Here is a 17,904-nt window from a genome sequence, read left to right on the forward strand (position 1 = left end):
TCGTATGCGCATTGGAGCCATAGTATTTGACCCCAGCTCGGTGATGGGGTCGGGGGATCGCTCAGTCGTCTCCCTGACAGCCGGGTGGGCCTCCATCGGTGGCACAACCGCGCGCCGCATTCAAGGTATCTCGGAGCTGCCCAACGATGTGATCTGGCTGACAAACCTCGGCTACTCGGCATTCCTTGCTGCCAAGTTGAATATGCATGCCAATTTCCGCAATGACAGTTGGCTGCGAACTTCCTTCGAGCAGATAGCCACGGAGTTCGGCCTGGGCCGCAATACCGGCAAGGCCAAGGACACAGCAGAGGCTCTGTCCCTGATTGCGCATCGCGTGGTGGCTTACTCCTGTCGGGAGTTGAATGTGAAGGTCCAGAGCCATGGCCGTCTCAATGACGACTACGCGACCACCATGGGGTTAGATCGCTGCCGCATCCCCGAGGTGCACTACTCCACCTTCGAGACGATTGCGGGGCATCCAAGCGTCTCCGTGATACAGCCCGTGAGCTTTGGCCGAGGCACCACCAGCAGCGCCACGCTTCGCTGCAATCGCCTGGGTTATGCGCGACGCATGCTCGCCCAAAAGGTGCCACCCGATACAGGCTGGGTGTTGGCAAAGCAAAAGCTGTCAGAAGCCGAGCTGGAGAACATGGAGCAGCCATTCATGGTTCGCTGCCGTATCACCAACGTGAAGCCGATCATGGCCGAGGCCCTGTCCTGGGGCAGCGGTTCCAAGTCCATTCGCGAGTGGTTGACAGATGTTGAGTGGCGCGTTGTGCGCCAGTACGCGGATGTGGAGCTGCGGGCCGCAATGATCTGCGAGCAGGGCTATGAAAGCCTTGGTAGCTATGCGGAGAAGCTGCCACAAGGGGCAATGGACGAGCTGTCCTACAGCCTCGGTCTTGTGGCCGAGCAGGTTTGGACAGCACTGATGAACAAGCAGCCGCGAGTGGGACGGATCACTGGCTTCACCGCGCGTGCGGCCTGGATGCGTGCCATCGACCGCATGCAAATGTTTGACTATGCCCAGCGCATGCAGTCACGCCGGGGCGTGAACCTGATTGCCTATGGCATGGGCAATGTCGTTGTGCGGGTGCCCGAGGGTGGCATCAAGCACATCCTCGACGTTGCAATGGATGTGGGCTTGATGCCACCCATGGCTAGTTTCATTGAAGCCAGGGAGTCGGCATGAGCCACGGCGAGCAGGGCAAGAGTGGTCTGTACCAGATCGAAGCGGTGTTGCGCTCGCATGCAAGCGTGGTGCAAATGCTGGAGCTGGACGGGATTTTGGTGGACAGGGAGTCGGATGAGGCTGTGCGTACCGCGCAGGCTCATGGCTTTATCGAGCAGTTTGTCGAAAGGGTGAGTCATGCTGGAAAAATTTGAGTCGGTGATTGTCTCCATCTTGGAGTCGGTGAAGATGAGCGTGCAGGACTATTGCGACATTGAGACGGTGGACGAAGGCCGAAGCCTTGTCACCTCTGATGGCAGCTTTGCGACCATCGTTCGTTTTCATGGCAGCAAGGGCATCTTGGGTGAGGATCAGTTCCGGCAGTTGCTGTCGCTCGTCACGGGATCGCTTGGCATCTTCTTGGACCATCGGGGGCACCAGCTTCAAGCGATCTTCCGCCGCGACCTCGATGGCCGTGAGGCTCTGGTGAGCAATGCAGAGCAGCAGCACGCTACGGCCAAGCGCCTGTCGCTGGCTGTGCACGACCTGATTGATGAGACTGTGGATCGCTATGGCGACTACGTTTATGACGAAGAGTGCTATCTGGTGTTCTGGTCCCGCCCGTCGCTGCTGGACCCCATCGAGGGCAAGATTTTTCAGGAACAGGTCAACACGTTTCGCAAGGAAAGCGGATGGCCCGCCACTCGTGATGCGCAGAACCTGTTGCGGCCTATTTCATTCTTGCGTGATCGGCACAATGCCTACGTGACCAAGGTCGTGACGGACCTGTGCTCGCCGGAGTTCAATTGCCACGCTGAAATTCTCAACGCCGCAGACGCTTTGCGCGCAGTGCGCTCCAGCGTGTATCCAGACATAAGCGGCCCAGGCTGGGAGCCCGCGCTGCCAGGGAAGAAGATTCCATTCCGCTGGAAGGACAACGCGAGGCACGAGGACTACAGCGAGTTCTTGTATCCGCGCATCGCTGAGCAGGTGATGACAGCCTCTGCGGACATTGGGACGATCTCGAATCCACAGATCCCTGACCCGACCACCATTCGTGTTGGCACCCGCATTTATGCGCCGCTGTTCGTCAGCGCCCCACCGCGCGAGCCCAAGTTCTTCAACCACCTGTTCTCGTCGCTCAATCGTTCCGACACACAGGAAAACGGGCGCTCGCGGTCAATGCCCTACACCCTGTCCGTGATGATCGAAGGCGATGGCCTGCAGGGCACAGGATTCAAGCAGCTTTTCGCGAACCTGCTGGGCTTCACCTCTGAGATCAATCGCAACATCAACCTTGCGCTTCGCGATCTGCAGGAGCGCAAGCGCGATGGCGAGACGATTGTGAAGTTGCGGATTGCGGCCATGACCTGGGCCGACTACACGCCAGAAGGCGTGCGTGAGCTGCGGTTGCGCAAGTCCAAGGTGCTCCGCGCGCTCGAAGGGTGGGGCAAGTCGTCGGTCACTGAGCGCACTGGGTACGTCATGGATGCCTTTCAGACGTGCTGCGTGGGCCTCTCGCCTAAGCACTACGCTCCCGCGTGCCCTGCGCCCCTGTATGAGGCGCTGGGACTCTTGCCGCTGACCCGCCCCGCATCGCCTTTTGCGCGTGGCTCCATCATCTTCCGCAGCCGCGATGGCAAGGTGCTCAACTACCAGCGCTTCGCGTCGGAACAAACCACATGGATCACGCTGATCGCTGGGCGCCCAGGCTATGGCAAGTCGGTGCTGATGAACTCCAATAACTTCGAGTCCTGCCTGTTGCCCGGTATCCAGCGCCTTCCGTTTGTGGGCATCATCGACATTGGTATCTCTTCGGCTGGATTCATTGATCTGGTGCAGGATGCGCTGCCAGAGAACATGCGGCACCTTGCGGTCTACAAGCGACTGCAGAACAACGAGCGGGACTGCATCAACACCATGGACACGCCTCTCACGAAGCGTGAGCCGCTGCCTCGTGGACGTGAATTTCTCAAGAACTTCATGACGGCCCTGGTTACGCCGCCCGAGCGTGATGGCAGAGCCTTTGAAGGCATGTCCACGTTCGTCGGTCGAATCATCGACCTTGCGTACATGCGCAAGTCGGATCGGCTGGAGAAGGCTCAACCGAATCGCTATCGACCTGGGCACCATCGGTTGCTCGATGAGGCTGTGCAAAAGCTGGGCATCACCATCATGCCCGCCACCAGCTACTGGGAGCTTGTGGATGCGTTTTTCAAGGCTGAGCAGTATTACGAGGCTGAAATCGCCCAGCGGTACGCTGTTCCCACGTTGTCTGACCTCGCAGCAGTTGCCAGCTCCGAAGAGGTCAAGTCTGAGTACGGTACGACGAAGACAGAAGGCGGTCGCGATCTGATCCCCACGTTTGTTACTGGGGTGCGTGAAGCTGTCGGTGACTTTCCTGTGTTCGCCAGTTACACGAAGTTCGACCTGGGAGCTGCGCGCGTCGTTTCACTGGACTTGCAAGACGTGGCGATGCTGGGCTCTGCGGCTGCGCAGAAACAGACCTCGCTCATGTTCATGATCGCCCGCGAGTCGTTCATGAAAAAGGTGGCCTATTCGCGTGAAGACCTGCCGTTCTTCGAGGCGTATGCCCGTCCGTACTTCACCAAGATGGTCAACGAGATCGTTGACGAAAACAAGGTGCTGTGCATGGATGAATTCCACAAGACGGGCGGGCATCCGATCCTGCGTCAGCAAGTGCTGACCGATGCGCGTGAGGCTCGGAAGTGGAATATGGAGATCGTTCTTGCCAGCCAGCTTATGGAAGACTTTGGCGACCTCTGCAAGGTGGCGACCACGCAGTTCATCATGGACTCAGGGACCGAGCAGACGCGCCGTTGGATGCGCGAGAACATCGGCTTGTCGCCCGTCGAAGAGCAGGGGTTGGTCAACTTTGTGCACGGCCCTAATGCCGATGGCGGCACCTTCCTGGCGAAGTTTGAGACGAAGAGTTCCCCCTTTTCGCAGTTGTTCACGCTGACGCCGGGGCCGATGCGGCTGTGGGCGCTCTCTACGACCGCCGAGGATCGCAAGCTGCGGATGATGCTCTATGAGGCAATGCCTCGTGATGCAGCACGCAAGCTGCTCGCCAAGCGCTTTCCGTCCGGCTCGTGCAAGAAGCTCGTAGAGCGGCGCAAGCAAGAGCAATTCGCTGATGCCGATTTTGTGGACGAAGCGATGGAAAGCTCTGTGATCGAGAAGATCGCCAAGGAATTGTTGGCTGAATGGTTCGAGTCACCTGCGCACGCGCTGGGTTGATTGCTGCTGTAGGCGAAGGGGTTACGAATGGTTCAGTACAGGGGTTCTTCGCGTAAGCACGAGGTCAAGGCGACAAGGCGCCGCAAAGACACGCGGCTCGCGGGCCAGAAAATCTCGGAGTTCTTTTCGTCGCCCGATGGCGGCGCGATTTTCCTGCTGATTGTGGTCGGCCTGTCTGTGGCATTCGCCATCGTCAAGCCGCTTCCCTTCGCTGGGGAGTTTGCGCTGCTCATCCTCTGGTTGTTCTGGCGGATGTACGGCAACGTGGACGGGCGGGCATTCGACTTCCCCTATCGCATGCCTATTGAATCGAAGCTGCGCGATGGCTCCACCCTCAAGGGCAAAGGCCTTGGCTCTGGCATCACGATGCTGGGCAACGATCTGGAGACGCGCGAGCAAATTTACGCTGGTGACAGTGACTTGCGTACCCACCAGCTCGTGCTGGGCACCACGGGCTCAGGCAAGACAGAGTACCTGCTGGGCCTCGTCTTCAATGCACTGGTGCAAAACACCGGGTTCATCTACACCGATGGCAAGGGCGACCCTGCGCTGCAGAAGAACATCTTCAAGCTGGCCCGCCGTGTTGGCCGCGAGGACGATCTGCTCATCATCAACTTCATCACATCGGGCCGTGACTTCGTTGAGAAGCAGTACGACAAGGTGACGAACAACATGAACATGATGGGGAATACCTCGTCAGGCATGTTGATCGAGTTGATCGTGGCCCTGATGGACGATTCTGGCGGCGGCGGCGATATGTGGAAGGGGCGCGCGATCAGTTTCGTGGCTGCGCTGACTCGCCCTCTCGTTTTTCTGCGCGACAAGGGTTACATCAATCTGGCGCCGGAAAGCTACCTTGAATACTTCGAGCTGAACGCTATCGAGGAACTGGTGTGGGAGCACAAGGGCAAGTACGGCGAGACGTTCGACGTAGTGTGCGCGCCACTGCGCTCCTACCTGCTGACCCTGCCTGGATACCAAAAGAACAAGATCAAAAAGCAGGAGACGAAAACGCTTGAGCAGCATGGCTTTATCGTCATGCAGCTCACACGGATTTTCAATGACCTGACTTTCAACTACGGCCACATTTTCAAGACGAAGGTGGGCGATGTTGATTTCTATGACGTGGTGATTAACCGGCGCCTGCTGGTGGTGCTGCTGCCCGCGCTGGAGCGGGCGCCAGACTCCATGCGCATGCTCGGCAAGATGATCGTGGGCTCCATCAAGCAGATGATGGCCGGTTGCCTGGGAAATCGCGTGGAGGGCCTGGTCCGAGAGATCATTGATTCCCGGCCCACCAATGCCGCTGTGCCGTTCTACACGATCCTTGACGAGTACGGCTACTACGCCGTTATCGGCTTCGCCGTGGCGCCTGCGCAGGCCCGTTCGCTTGGCTTCTCAGTGATTTTCGCTGCACAGGACTTTTCCTCGCTCAAGAAATCCTCCGCAGAAGAGGCCGACGCCACATGGGAAAACACCAACATTCGTGCGATTGGCCGTATCACCTCTGGGCAGGAGAGCGAGACGTGGAAGCGGGTGCAAGGCGCAGCGGGCGAGGCCGAAGAGGCGCGCATGGCGGGCTTCGAGCGCAAGTCGGGTGCGGTGAATGAGGTGTTTCGCCAGCAGGACAACATCACCATCGAGCGTCGCAATCGACTCGACTACGACGATCTTGCAATGCAGGAAAACGGTGAGTTCACATTCCTCATCGGCAAGAAGGAGCGGGGAGGGCAGAGCGGTGGTGTGCGTGTTATCCGTGGGATGGGCTTCTACACGGGTGGTGGCAAGACGCCGAAGGAAATGCGCATCAATGACTTCCTGCCCATCCAGGCGCCGGAGCCAGCCGATCTGCCGCAGAACCGCAAGGCTGTGAAGCTGCTGCAAGGTGCCTTGAGCGACGGATCGCTGGGTGTCATGTTGGTCCAGGCCGTGGAGGCTGACCCCATCTTGACCTCCATGAAGAACCTGTTTGCGCACAACTACGCGACGCCGGATTCCACGCGGCTGAGCCGTCCCGACGCGGCTGCTGCGGTGATGCACTGGTTCTTGTCCCGCAAGGGTAACGAGCTGGTCGGCGCAGTCGGCAGCAAGGCGCCCGCCGTGGCTGTGGTGCCGGTGTCAGCTCCTGCATCGGCGCCTGCTGATATGCCCGAGGTGCCGGAGACTCCCGACACGCCGGAATTCCCGCACGAGGCACCTGAGTTCCCATCGGATGCCGAGGACGCACAGGCGGCTGCTGGAGCCTCTGGGGCGGCGCAGGGTGGGTCCAGCCTGCGAAGCCGCCTTCTGGAGGTCTGTGAGGCTCTGAACGCCGATCCTGCGGCATTCCCCACCGCTACTGGATCTGCATCTGCAGCCGATGATGACGAGATCAGTCTCAGTGACGACTATGTGTCCACGAGCATTGTTCTCACACAGAGCGAAGCGAACGCCTTCAAGGAGAGGGCGCTGCCGCTGCTGCGTCAACACCTGATGCTGGCCGGGGCCGTGGATGCACCCCAGACAGAGGACGACTTCGATGCCGAGCTTTCTGTGGGCGATGAGGCGTTGCTCAAGGACATTGAGATGCTAGGCCGGGGCCAGCCCTACGAGAGCCTGGATGCGAAGTGGCAAGCCGAGCAAGAGGTGTTGGCCACGCGCAAGGCAATCATCAAGCAGACCTCATACATCGACCCTCCCATGCCCGCCAAGATGGACGTGCACGAGGCCCAGGAGCGCCTGTCGAAGCTGGATGCCTTCTGCGGGGCGCTCATGAAAAAGACCTTGAAAGAGGATTGATGCCTTCCCGGTCTTCTGTTCAAATAAGCGCAACGACTGTTTTTTGAACATTGCTAAAAGTTTGGCGTCAAAATGAGCATTTTTGGAAAAGCTAAAGGCGCTGCAAAGTACGTCTTTGTCACGATACCGGCTGGCGTCTTGGGTGTGAATACCCTGCGCAAGAACAACCAGACCATCAAGGCTCTGTATGACACATTGACCAACCCCCTGTGCCCGCATTGCTCCGGTGGGGTCATGCGGATGCAGGGAGCCCAGGAGGGCGACAACACTGCGATGGCCTATACCTGGGCCTGCACCAAGTGTGATTTCATGCTTCTGGGAGGTCGGGACAAGGACACGGTGATCCCGACCCTCATGGCGATCCGTGAAGAGCAGTCGCTCTCGGTATTTGATGGGTTGAGCGCTCAGGAGCGTGCATCGGTCGTGAAGTCGCACACCCTGAGTTCGCGGATATTCCTGGGCGCTGCGGTTGTCTTTTTCCTGGGCTTTTGCTGGATGCTGTTGCAGGGCTCAAGCCTTCTGCTGTCGATCAATTGGGCCGCGCTGGCCCTGTGCATGTTCGTGCTCTTTCTCAAAAAAAGCTACCGGGCATGGCAAGTGGAAAACGGCGTGCTTTACGTCAAAGGCGCTTTCAAGTCGTGGTTCAACAATGAGAAGTGGTTTCGCTAAAGCCCTGGCAGGGCTGACCGCGTGCGCGAGCGCTTTGACGGTCGTGAGCGCGGCGGCGATGCCCGTGCTCAACGTCAACGATCCGCAGCACCGCGTCGGCCCTGCGGACATTCCCTGTGTGATCCGCGCAGCGATGCGCCAGGGGGTTCCGGCGAACGTCCTGTTGGCATTGGCGTCCGTTGAGGGTGGCAAGAATGGGCAATTCGTTCGCAACACGAATGGCACCGATGACCTGGGCCACTTCCAGATCAACACCATGCATTTCGACACCCAATCGGGTGTCTTTCGGCACGTCAGCAAGACCGATGCGGCATGGCGCGGTTGCTACAACGCCGAGCTGGCCGCGTGGTTCCTCCGGCAGCGGCTGGATGCCCCTGGCAATCACGACTACTGGGTGCGTGTCGCCACCTACCACTCGGCCACAGCTCAATACAACACGATCTACCGGCGCAAGCTGGTGCCACTTGCTGCGCGCTGGGGGCGATGGCTGCAAGCTAATTATTCCACGCAGGTTTCATATAACTAACCCGAAAGGTTTTCCATGAGTCGCATCAATAATGAGTTTCGTCTGACTGGCCGTATGGGCTCCGATGTGGAGGTTATTCGCCCTGATGGGCGTGACCCCATCGGTAAAGTTTCCATCGCAGTAGAAAGTGGCTATCGGGATCGCACTTCTGGCGAGTATGTTCCGCAGACAACGTGGCTTGATCTGACGTTTTACAACCCGCGTCACACCGAACGCCTGGAGCTGCATGCTGGCCGGGGTTGTGAGATCACAGTGATGGGGGTTATTGGCAAGGATGTGTTCGACTCAAAGACGCGGACAAATCCCGATGGTTCTGCCGCCAAAGACAGCCGTGTGACATTCAATGTCAGCAGCTTGATGCTTGGACGTAAACCAAAAGGCCAGGACGGAGACAATCACGATTCGCGGTCGGCTGGCGGTCAGGCTCCGGCAAGTGGTTTTGATGATATGGACGATGGGGACATACCGTTCTAAATAGCACTCTTTTGGAGTTGGGCATTCAAATGGCCGGAAGGGCACTTATTTAGTGCCCTTTTTAATTTCTGAGTAGGATTTTATATGCCGAGTGTGGTGTTAAATGCTGGGGCGCATGCAGCTCGGTTAGCTACTTTCATCGTGGCTGCGTGGAGTGGCTTCTTTGTTCTTTCGGTTGAGCTGCTCAGTTCAAGGCTTTTAGCTCCTTATTTCGGGAGCAGCATATTCGTATGGGGAGGAATTCTCACTACGTATATGCTTGCCTTGTCTTTCGGTTATTTGCTGGGTGGTGTTTTCTCCACCCGGCAACCCAGGCTCTGGAAATTGGCTGCATTACTCGCAGCGGAAGCATTATTGACATTGCCAGTGATTGAGGCAGAGCCTTTGCTTGAAGCGATTTCCATTGCCTTTCCCGATCCCCGGTGGGGCAGCATCATCTCCAGCATGTGCCTCTTCGCCATTCCAACAGTCATCTCCGGCATGGTGAGCCCGTACTGCATCCGGCTGTTGGTGCGCGGTATTGGTAGCAGCGGTCGCGAGGCTGGGCTGGTGTACTTCGTGAGCACCATTGGCTCTGCCGCAGGCACTATAGGCACCGGCTTCTTTCTGGTGCTGGTCTTCGATGTGTACCGCTTGATCGCCATGCTTGCTGTTATCTCGTTGCTCGTGGCCGCTGTAGCAGCAAGCCTGTCGTACCAACTGCGTATCCGCAATGATGATTAAAACCCTGGTTGCTGGCGCGCTGGCCCTGCTGGCGGCGGTGGACGCCCAGGCGCAAGTCTTTGGGGCAACAAAGCCCATTTGGGTGCAGCGGTCGATGTACCGCAACATCATCGTCCTCGACGGACCTACACACAGGTGCCTGACCTTTGGGCGCCGCAGCGCGAGGCAGAGCTGCATGGAGAAGGATGCTCCGGCGACAAAATTGGTTTTTGGTTATACGCAGAGGATGTTTGATGCTCTGCAATATGTGCCAAACGTCAAGCGTGTTTTGGTGATCGGCATTGGCGGGGGAAGTATTCCCATGGCTATCCGAGAAAAATATCCCGATGTGATGGTCGATGCTGTTGAGCTGGATCAGGAGGTGATAAATGTCGCAGAGCGGTTTTTCAATTTCAAGCCTAATAATGAACTTCTGAGAGTCTTCGCAGAAGATGGAAGAGTTCATATTAGGAGGGCAATTCGTGAGGGTGTTAAGTTTGATGTGGTGATGCTTGATGCATTTGATAAAGACTACATACCCGAGCACATGGCGACGGCTGAGTTTCTTGCGCAAGTGAAGAGTGCGTTAACGCCTAACGGCATTCTCATGTCGAACACCTATAAGAAAACTGGGTTTGCCAAGTATGAGGAAGCAACCTATCAGCATGTTTTTGGCGGTGTCTACGAGTCGGCCATACCCAACGGCAACCGAATTATATTTGCGGGAAAGCATGCTGCGGATGTTGCAAACCATCTTCCCGATTCTGCGCGTATTGATAAATCGGATGCGACGGTGATGCGGGATCGTTTCTCTCCGGTTAATTCTCTGCTTGTTCGCTGATGCGGATTGTGAAAGGAGTGTCTGTGTTGACTGATGAGGATATAGATGCTCTTTCGCTCGGTGAGCTGATGGAGTTGCATGAAAATGTTGGTGCCCGCATAGAGCGATTGAGGGCTGCAGGCAGGGCTCAAGCAATTACCAAGGCCAGGGCATTAATTGAGAAATATGGAATAGAGCCTTTGGTGATATTTGGCGCGGATTGGGAAAATGGACAAAAACCCCGCAAGCGAGCCGCGCAGAAATACTCCGATCTGTCGGCTGGTAAGGATTGGGATGGCATCGGAAAGACGCCGCGATGGGTGGTGGGGAAATCCGCGAGATTAATAAATTTCCCAAACCTTATCGGTTGAATACGCGGCTTATCTTGTTGATCTGTCCGGGCGATGCAGTTGCGCTGTTCCTGTATTGATCTCTGATGTTCAAAGAGGCATCGTTGCGTTAGTTGATCGAAAAATTCAAAAAGCGCGACGGCGCATTTATGATGTTTGTCAATTTGTACGCGGTAAAAATGGCGATGTGTTGACAGTACAATTTCATGCGGGCTATATTCCGGCCAACGTAATTTCCCTCGTTTATTTGGAGAACCGCATGAGCAGCACCTTCGACCCTTCCATGGCAAAAGACGCTTTGAAGCCGCAGGCTCAGCAGCAGCGGCGCGTCTTTGATGAGCGCGTCTTCATGGCCGTAGAGCGCTTTGAGCTTTCGCGCCCTGGTACAGGTGGAGAAGACTGGGCCATTGGGCGCTCCGTGACCGATCCCAGCGTGAAGCTGGCCGTTCGCTTGAGCACGGTGGAAGAGCGGATGGTGGACATGCCCAAAGCCAATGAGGCCCGTCTGCGTCAGTCCTACGAAAGCGGCGACTTTCGCCGCGAAACCCTGGCCGAGAAAGCGGCAGGGAAGATCAAGCTGATCGCGTTCGATGGCGCTCGCCCGCTTGGCGAAACAGAGCATGGCGTCAGGACGTACCGCGCACACTGGCCGCAAACCATGGCAGCAAAGCCCGAGGCCGAGGTGGTACACGGCCTGGGCACGATCAACCTGTTCCAGCCCAGAGATGGCGCCCCTGGCAAAGCGTCAGCCCATGTGGAATATCTGCGGACCTCCACCATCGTGGATGGCTCCAATGTGCGCGAGGCCCTGGGGTCGGCCCTGGCGACTAAGGATGACCAGGGCAATGCCCGTGATGGCCACGCCATCATGCGCGTCTACCACGGGGGGACTGAATTCGCGACAGCGCGTGTTTTCCCTGCGCGGGAGGAATCCGTGGTGAAAGACCCTCTGTATGGCGACAACAAAACGGTTCGCCTGCCAGTGCCGGGGGATGCAAGCGTAAAGGCGTTGCTGGATGGCAAAAGGGCAGGCCTGGACAATGTGGATGTACAGAACGATCTTGCACGGGCCATCGTTGCCGGAATTCTGGACGATGATGAGCCTCCTGTGTCCCACGTCATGGCGCCAGAAAAGGCTGCGAATTTCTTCTACGGGGCGAAGGCGGGCGAGCTGACGGTCGAGATCGTGGCCGCTGAGCGCATTAATTTCGGTCTGGACAGCGCGAAGACGTACCTCAAGGACATTGATAACCCGAAGTTCGCCGGGTATCTGGTGCGCACGGAAGTGGAGGGCGAGCGCACTACCGTTGAGCGCGGATATGGCAACACCGTCACCGCGATCCAGCGGCATCCTGATGGCCTGCCTTATGCGATCTACGCATCGCCCCAGGAGCACTTCCCGCAGGTCAGTCCCCTGGCGCACTTTGACGCAAATATGCCGCTGACGGCGATCCTGCCGGAAGACCCGAAAGCACCTCGGAAAGAGGCCGCTCACGAGAGCAGCCCAGGCATGTAACGCCCGATGAGCTGCACAAAACCACCACGGCGCCCAGTGTCGTGGTGGTTTTTCATTTGTGCTGTATGAGTGTCGTGTAAGCGCCGTATCGGCGCCGTGTGGGTGTCGTTTGATGCCTGTTTGAGTGGTTTTTGAGGGTTGTGTCTTGGCTGCAAAGAAATGGTTCGATCTCGCTTCCCATGGCTATTTCGTCGGCGCCGCAAGGCTGCGTGATGGGGTCCAGCGCATCCTCTTGTTGGATGTGGAAGACAAAGCGGATGCCGACAAGCTGCTTGGTGCGGGCTTTCAGCGCACGCAAGGATCGCCCGCCTATGAACGCGGGTTGTATTTTTTGGCGCGTGACGATCAGCGCATCAAGGGGGCCGATCTCGCTGCAGCGCTTGGCCTTCCAAACTGCCCGATGGTCGTCAAGGAAAGCGACGAGATCGCCCGCGAATTTCAGGCCGCTTTCAAGGAAAAGATCGGCAAGAACCTGTGGACTGCGCTGCAGCAGTCCCGCCAGTTGGGTCGCAACAAGGATGGCTACCTTGTCTACGAGTCGAACACTGGGCGGTTGATCCAGTGGACCAATGACAACGGCGACTCCGAGATCGTCGCTGCCAACTCCAAGGGTGGCCGCGAGCTGGGTGCTGGAGCCTTCCTTTACGCGGATGACGCGGAATCCCTGGCGGACTGTGCCCAAGGGTTTTTTGGGGAAATTCGGGCGGGTGCCCGCAAAGACTGGTCGGACGTAGAACGTGCAACCCGTGCCGCCTATGCCCGACACCTCGTCAACGGCGAGGTGTCGGATATGCAGCTCAAGGCATTTCAGGAGGCCGTTGAGGCTGCAGGCTATCGTGCCTTCAATAGCCGCCCCTCCCGCAAGATCGACAAGCTCGCGTTCACGGTGGCCGAGGACTACTACAACGGCCTGCCGGTGGCGCGCATGCGCACCGCTGAGTCGATAGCGCTGCAGCAGTATTCGACCCCGCTGCCGATGGGCGTGATCGCCCAGCGGCTGCTCGTGGGCAATGAGGACTTCCAGGGCAAGACGTTCGTGGAGCCAACGGCTGGCAATGGCGGCTTGCTGACGCTTGTGAGCAAGGGGGGGCGGGTCTTCGCCATCGAGCTGGACAGTAAACGTGCAAGCGTTCTAAAGGCCAATGACTGCGAGAAGGTCGTGGTTGGCGATGCCGTGGAACTGAACTACCGGCGTGCTCTGGAGCAGCCCGAGGGGTTCGACTATTCGATAACGAATCCACCATTTGGAGCCATGGAGCGGGATCGTTCGTTTGAGAAGCTGCCGCGTGTGCGGCGTGCGGACTACTACATTGCCCTCAAGACCCTGGAAGCCCGCAAGCCAGAGGGTCGTTCGGTATTGATCCTGGGGGGCGATGACGCGCGAAATCCGGGCGAGTTTCGTGGCGGCACCAAGGCGTTTCTCGAATACGTCTATGACCACTATGAGGTGCTGGGTGCGGTCGAGCTGGACGGGCGGATGTACGCAAAGCAGGGGGCGGGCGCCAACGTTCGCCTGTTCTCAGTCGGTGCGCGCCGCGAGGTGCCATTGACCATAGAGATTCCTGAGCGCTTGCCGGTGATTCGTACCTACGCCGAGGCTTGGGATTGGGCCGAGCGCATCGTGGAAACCTACCCAGCGGCTGTGGTCGAGGCCGTCACTGTGGTAGAGCCGGAGCGGCCTGAGTTCGAGCTGCAGGGCGATTCGCCCGCCCAGATGCCGGTGATGGCCTCTGTCGAGGTTGGTGCGGGCGAAGCGCCTGCAGCGCCAGTGAAGAGCGTGCCAGAACGCAAGGTGAATGAGTACCAAGCGCCCTACCAATCGGCTTCCAAGGTTGCGCCGCCGACTGGCATGGTTCCGATCAACCTTGCCGGTGCTACCTATGGCGCTCTGGCCGATCTGGAGTCGAAGGTTGGTCCGATTGATGACTATGTGGCGAGCAAGCTGCAGTACGCAAAGGAAGATTTGGGGGGGTACTTCTCGCCCGAGCAAGTTGATGCGCTGGGCCTTGCGATCAGCAAGATGGATGATGGTCGTGCATTCACGAACAGCGACTTCACTGGCTTTGGGAAAGGGCGTTTCTGCGCCGCGATGCTGCGCTACGCGAAGCTGGAGGGCAAGGTGCCGGTGTTCCTGACCCTCAAGCCCGAGTTGTTCACAGATATTTTCCGTGACCTCAAGGACATTGGTTCGGACGATCTATTCCGTAGCCCGTTCATTTTCAATGAGGGTGTCGGCATCATGCAGTTTGGGTCTGGTTCCGATGTGCTGCACCCTGCCACGTCGTCCAGCGCACGCAAGGCTGCGCTCGATGGCGGCGTTTTGCCCGAGGGGACCGATCTCGTGCTCGCCACATACAGCCAGTTCCAGCGCAGGCCGGAGATCAACCGCAAGGCTGGCTTCTTGGCCGAGATCGCTCGCCAGGGCACGGCATTTGTGGTGGATGAGGCCCATGTGGCCGCTGGTGAATCCAATATCAGCGTGTCCATCGGCGCTGCACTGGCTGAGACGGATGCGGTGGTGTATGCCTCGGCAACCCCATTCAAAGGGGTTGCGTCATTCCACATTTATTCGCGGATGTTCCCAAAGTCCGTCGATCTCGCAAGCCTGCCGGAGACGCTGAAAGCCGGTGGCGAGGCCTTGATGGAGGCCATCAGCTCCAACATGGCCCGCGATGGGGTGTTCATCCGTCGCGAGCTGGACTTGTCCAAGCTGGAGTTTGCGTCGCGCGAGCCATCGCCTGAGCGGACTCAATTCAACCGCGACGTGAGCGACAAGGTTGCACGCATCCTGAGTCGCATGTCCTACCTGTCTGGTGATGTGAGCAAGGAAGTCAACGAGCTGAATGCGGGGTTCAAAAAGCAGCTCGAAGGCATCCCGGAAAACGAACGCCAGGGTGCTCGCATGCAGGCGTCCAGCATGAACTTCGGATCACGCCTGTACAGCCTCAATCGCCAGTTTCTGTTGTCGTTGGTGGTTGAGGATGCTGCTGATGCCGCGATCCAAGCGTTGAAGGAGGGCCGCAAGCCGGTGATTGCGGTCGAGAACACTGGAGAAAGCCTGCTTCGCGAGGTTCTGCAGCGCCGCGCGAACGTTGCCGAGCTGCTCGATGAGATCGAAAGCATCAAGGCCCGCCCAGGCGACGACGCTGCAGCCGCGCAGGAGCGCCTGGATGCACTCAAGGAGCAGGTGGATTCAAGGATGGCGGCAGTCAAGCTCGAAAAGCCGCCGCAGTTCCGTGATCTGCTGGAGGTGATGCTGGATCGCATCGGAGTCATTAAGGTCCAAGAGCGCTATGGTGAGTACAGCACACATCGCCCATCGTCTGAGGAGTACCAAGACGAGGCGAAGGCGCTGCGTGAGCTGATCCGAGAGCTGCCCGACATGCCGCTCAGTGCCCTGGACGTTATCAATCAGCGGCTGCGTACACATGGGTATGAGCCAGCCGAGGTTTCAGGGCGCACTGTGTCGTTGCACCAAGACCTTGAGGGAGGGCAGTGGGTGCCCACCGAGCACAAGAAAGCCAACGCGGTCGCGAATGTGGCTGGTTTCCAAAGCGGCCAGTACGACTGCATAACGATCACCCGCGCCGGGTCTACGGGGATCTCATTGCACGCTACCAATCGCTTTGCAGACTCTGATATTCGGCAGCGCGAATTCATCATTGCGCAGAAGGCCGCAAACATTGCCGAATACCTGCAGTGGATGGGCCGCGTGAATCGTCGCGATCAGGTGTGCCATCCGATCATGCGCAGCCTTGAGACTGCGCTGCCTGCGGAGTCGCGGCTGACGATGATGCACAACTCGAAGCTGCGGCGCCTTTCTGCCAACACCACCTCTAACCGCGACAACTCGAACATCTCGGACGAGTCGCTTGATCTGCTCAATGACCTGGGCGACGAGATCGCGCTGGAGTGGCTGGTCGAGAATCCGCGGTTCGCGCGTGATCTGGACATTGACCTGCCAACGGACGAAAACTCGCTGGATGCCCGCGCCCAGGACAATCCGTACATCAACAAGCTGATGGGGCGGTTGGTGATGCTGCCTGTCGCCAAGCAGGAGGAAATTCTGGCTACTTTGTCCCAGAGATTCCAGGCCAAAGTCGAGGAAATGGAGCAGCGTGGCGTCAACCCGTTCAAGGTGGATGTGTACGAGTGGGGCGCTCGCGTGGTGGCAGAAGATGAGCTGGTCGCGCCTACGCTCAAGATCACCTCATCGACCTTCGATGAGCCGGTGAAGATCGTGAAGCTGCACTACGAGGAAGAGGTCGTGCCGATTCGCGAGGCCAAGCTGATCGAGATGATCCGTGCGGGCATGGCCGACTACCACGAGGCGTTTGGGCATGGAGAGGAAGGCAGCACGAACCGCGCGAGGTTTCGCGAGGCCGTTGCCAATGCCGCCGAGGCCTTCGTGCACAGGCAGCTCCCGGACGAGCTGCGCGAGGCGGTTGAGGCTGGCACCAAGACCATCCACGACGCCCTGGAGCATGAAAAGGCGACGAGTGCCAAGCGTGCAGAGATGCGCATGCGCAGCCTTGTGAACGGATGGCCTCAGATGCTTCCAGGCACGCTCATTGAGTTTGATGACCCGATCAAGGGGACGCTCAAGGGTTATGTGACTGATGTGTCTTTGCCCAGGCCGGAGGCCTTGACGTTGCTGGGCGACTACCGCATGCGTGTGGTGTTTCCTGGCGAGAGCGGGGTGAAGACGGTTTCGCTGGCCACGCTGTTCAATCAGGATAAATCGCTGGGCGAGTTCAGCAGCTTGCGCATCAACACTGACAAACCAGACAACGGGATTGCGAGCTGGATCAAGCGTGAGTACGACAAGCTCATGTCTGGCTACAACGATGTGCCGGATGGGCTGGTGACTCGCTCGGCCATTGTGCTGAGCGGCAACATTTTCCGCAGCGTGGAGCTTGCGAGCAATAACGCCCTCGGCAACCCCATTCTCTACACGGATGCCGAAGGCAACCGGCAGCGCGCAGTGCTTGTGCGGTCGCATATCTCACCTGAGAAGCTGAAAAGCATGCCCATCGGCATGGACGCCGACGACGTGGCTCAGTACATCCGCGCGGTGGACGCGAAGTTTGAGGCGCTGCCTGACAAAGGCTACAAGCCGTGCGTGGAGATGCTGATCTTCAACAACGCCCTGCTGGACGGCCCAGAGGACGGCGGCATTGTGCTTTCGCGCCGCACGCCTGGGCAGTACATGCTGCGCCTTCCCGGCACCAAGAAACATGCTGGCGGCTTGATGGCAGATGGACGGATTTTCGACATTGGTCCCAAGACGCCGCCCGACAGCTTGCGGCTCAAGCTGGCGGGCACCCGAAAGACCATGAGCTGCAAGGTGGAAGAGGGGCAGTTGCCGGAGTTGTTGACCCGGATGAGCCAGGGCCACCATGTGAGTCGTTTTTTCGTTCACGACCTGGACTTGGAGGTCATCAAGCAGCTCCAAAAGGCCAACAGGGAGAGCACTGCGGCGCTCGCGCAATCGCGCGATACCGGGGTTGTTGCTTCCTTGGGCTAATTGGATTTCTCAAAGGGTCCAATCGGTGTCAAAATAACGAAACGGCGTAATTTTGATGATTTCGCAAATGTTGAGTTTACCGGGGTGATTTATGACAGTAGGTAGCGGCG

Annotated in this window: 12 protein-coding genes; all 12 read left to right on the forward strand. The window is 58.3% G+C overall.

Annotation, left to right across the window (positions count from 1 at the left end; all coding sequences use genetic code 11):
* The first annotated feature begins 4 nt into the window (after positions 1 to 4).
* The 12 genes from ASD94_RS04575 to ASD94_RS04620 all read left to right on the forward strand — a co-directional run bounded on the left by ASD94_RS04575 (position 5) and on the right by ASD94_RS04620 (position 17,794).
* Positions 5 to 1,192: a hypothetical protein gene (locus tag ASD94_RS04575; protein ID WP_056639285.1), complete on the forward strand. Its 1,188-nt coding sequence runs from the start codon at positions 5 to 7 to the stop codon at positions 1,190 to 1,192.
* On the forward strand, positions 1,189 to 1,386 hold the full coding sequence (locus tag ASD94_RS04580; RefSeq protein WP_056639287.1) for a hypothetical protein: 198 nt from the start codon (positions 1,189 to 1,191) through the stop codon (positions 1,384 to 1,386). Before ASD94_RS04575 ends, ASD94_RS04580 begins: the two co-directional genes overlap by 4 nt.
* Positions 1,370 to 4,432 carry a type IV secretion protein DotO gene (locus ASD94_RS04585; RefSeq protein WP_056639289.1) on the forward strand — a complete coding sequence of 1,021 codons (3,063 nt, stop codon included), beginning with the start codon at positions 1,370 to 1,372 and terminating at the stop codon, positions 4,430 to 4,432. Before ASD94_RS04580 ends, ASD94_RS04585 begins: the two co-directional genes overlap by 17 nt.
* Before the next feature lie 27 nt (positions 4,433 to 4,459).
* Entirely contained in the window at positions 4,460 to 7,210 is a 2,751-nt protein-coding gene (locus ASD94_RS04590) for a TraM recognition domain-containing protein (RefSeq protein WP_056639291.1), read from the forward strand.
* Positions 7,211 to 7,282: 72 nt separating this feature from the next.
* Positions 7,283 to 7,879 carry a hypothetical protein gene (locus tag ASD94_RS04595; RefSeq protein ID WP_056639293.1) on the forward strand — a complete coding sequence of 199 codons (597 nt, stop codon included), beginning with the start codon at positions 7,283 to 7,285 and terminating at the stop codon, positions 7,877 to 7,879.
* Positions 7,880 to 7,943: 64 nt separating this feature from the next.
* On the forward strand, positions 7,944 to 8,405 hold the full coding sequence (locus ASD94_RS04600; RefSeq protein ID WP_235510564.1) for a transglycosylase SLT domain-containing protein: 462 nt from the start codon (positions 7,944 to 7,946) through the stop codon (positions 8,403 to 8,405).
* 15 nt (positions 8,406 to 8,420) lie between these two features.
* The gene (locus ASD94_RS23035) at positions 8,421 to 8,879 is read left to right on the forward strand and encodes a single-stranded DNA-binding protein (RefSeq protein WP_156391345.1); all 459 of its coding nucleotides are present in this window, start codon (positions 8,421 to 8,423) and stop codon (positions 8,877 to 8,879) included.
* 84 nt (positions 8,880 to 8,963) lie between these two features.
* The gene (locus ASD94_RS23040) at positions 8,964 to 9,602 is read left to right on the forward strand and encodes a fused MFS/spermidine synthase (protein WP_082576752.1); all 639 of its coding nucleotides are present in this window, start codon (positions 8,964 to 8,966) and stop codon (positions 9,600 to 9,602) included.
* A complete protein-coding gene (locus ASD94_RS04610) occupies positions 9,592 to 10,422 on the forward strand; it encodes a spermidine synthase (protein ID WP_056639298.1) in 831 nt (276 codons plus the stop codon). Before ASD94_RS23040 ends, ASD94_RS04610 begins: the two co-directional genes overlap by 11 nt.
* A 26-nt stretch (positions 10,423 to 10,448) precedes the next feature.
* Entirely contained in the window at positions 10,449 to 10,772 is a 324-nt protein-coding gene (locus ASD94_RS23045) for an H-NS family nucleoid-associated regulatory protein (RefSeq protein ID WP_162255815.1), read from the forward strand.
* 55 nt (positions 10,773 to 10,827) lie between these two features.
* Complete coding sequence (locus ASD94_RS04615; protein ID WP_156391346.1) at positions 10,828 to 12,267, forward strand: hypothetical protein; 1,440 nt, start codon at positions 10,828 to 10,830, stop codon at positions 12,265 to 12,267.
* A 145-nt stretch (positions 12,268 to 12,412) separates the two neighbouring features.
* Positions 12,413 to 17,794 (forward strand): strawberry notch C-terminal domain-containing protein, encoded by a 5,382-nt coding sequence (locus ASD94_RS04620; protein WP_056639303.1) that lies wholly within the window; start codon positions 12,413 to 12,415, stop codon positions 17,792 to 17,794.
* The last annotated feature ends 110 nt before the right edge of the window (positions 17,795 to 17,904 follow it).

This window comes from Acidovorax sp. Root70, from assembly GCF_001428225.1.
Lineage (GTDB): Bacteria > Pseudomonadota > Gammaproteobacteria > Burkholderiales > Burkholderiaceae_C > Acidovorax.

Coding starts and splice junctions, on each gene's coding strand:
- ASD94_RS04575 (WP_056639285.1), top strand. CDS start 5: ATGCGCATTGGAGCCATAGTATTTGACCCCAGCTCGGTGATGGGGTCG.
- ASD94_RS04580 (WP_056639287.1), top strand. CDS start 1,189: ATGAGCCACGGCGAGCAGGGCAAGAGTGGTCTGTACCAGATCGAAGCG.
- ASD94_RS04585 (WP_056639289.1), top strand. CDS start 1,370: ATGCTGGAAAAATTTGAGTCGGTGATTGTCTCCATCTTGGAGTCGGTG.
- ASD94_RS04590 (WP_056639291.1), top strand. CDS start 4,460: ATGGTTCAGTACAGGGGTTCTTCGCGTAAGCACGAGGTCAAGGCGACA.
- ASD94_RS04595 (WP_056639293.1), top strand. CDS start 7,283: ATGAGCATTTTTGGAAAAGCTAAAGGCGCTGCAAAGTACGTCTTTGTC.
- ASD94_RS23035 (WP_156391345.1), top strand. CDS start 8,421: ATGAGTCGCATCAATAATGAGTTTCGTCTGACTGGCCGTATGGGCTCC.
- ASD94_RS23040 (WP_082576752.1), top strand. CDS start 8,964: ATGCCGAGTGTGGTGTTAAATGCTGGGGCGCATGCAGCTCGGTTAGCT.
- ASD94_RS04610 (WP_056639298.1), top strand. CDS start 9,592: ATGATGATTAAAACCCTGGTTGCTGGCGCGCTGGCCCTGCTGGCGGCG.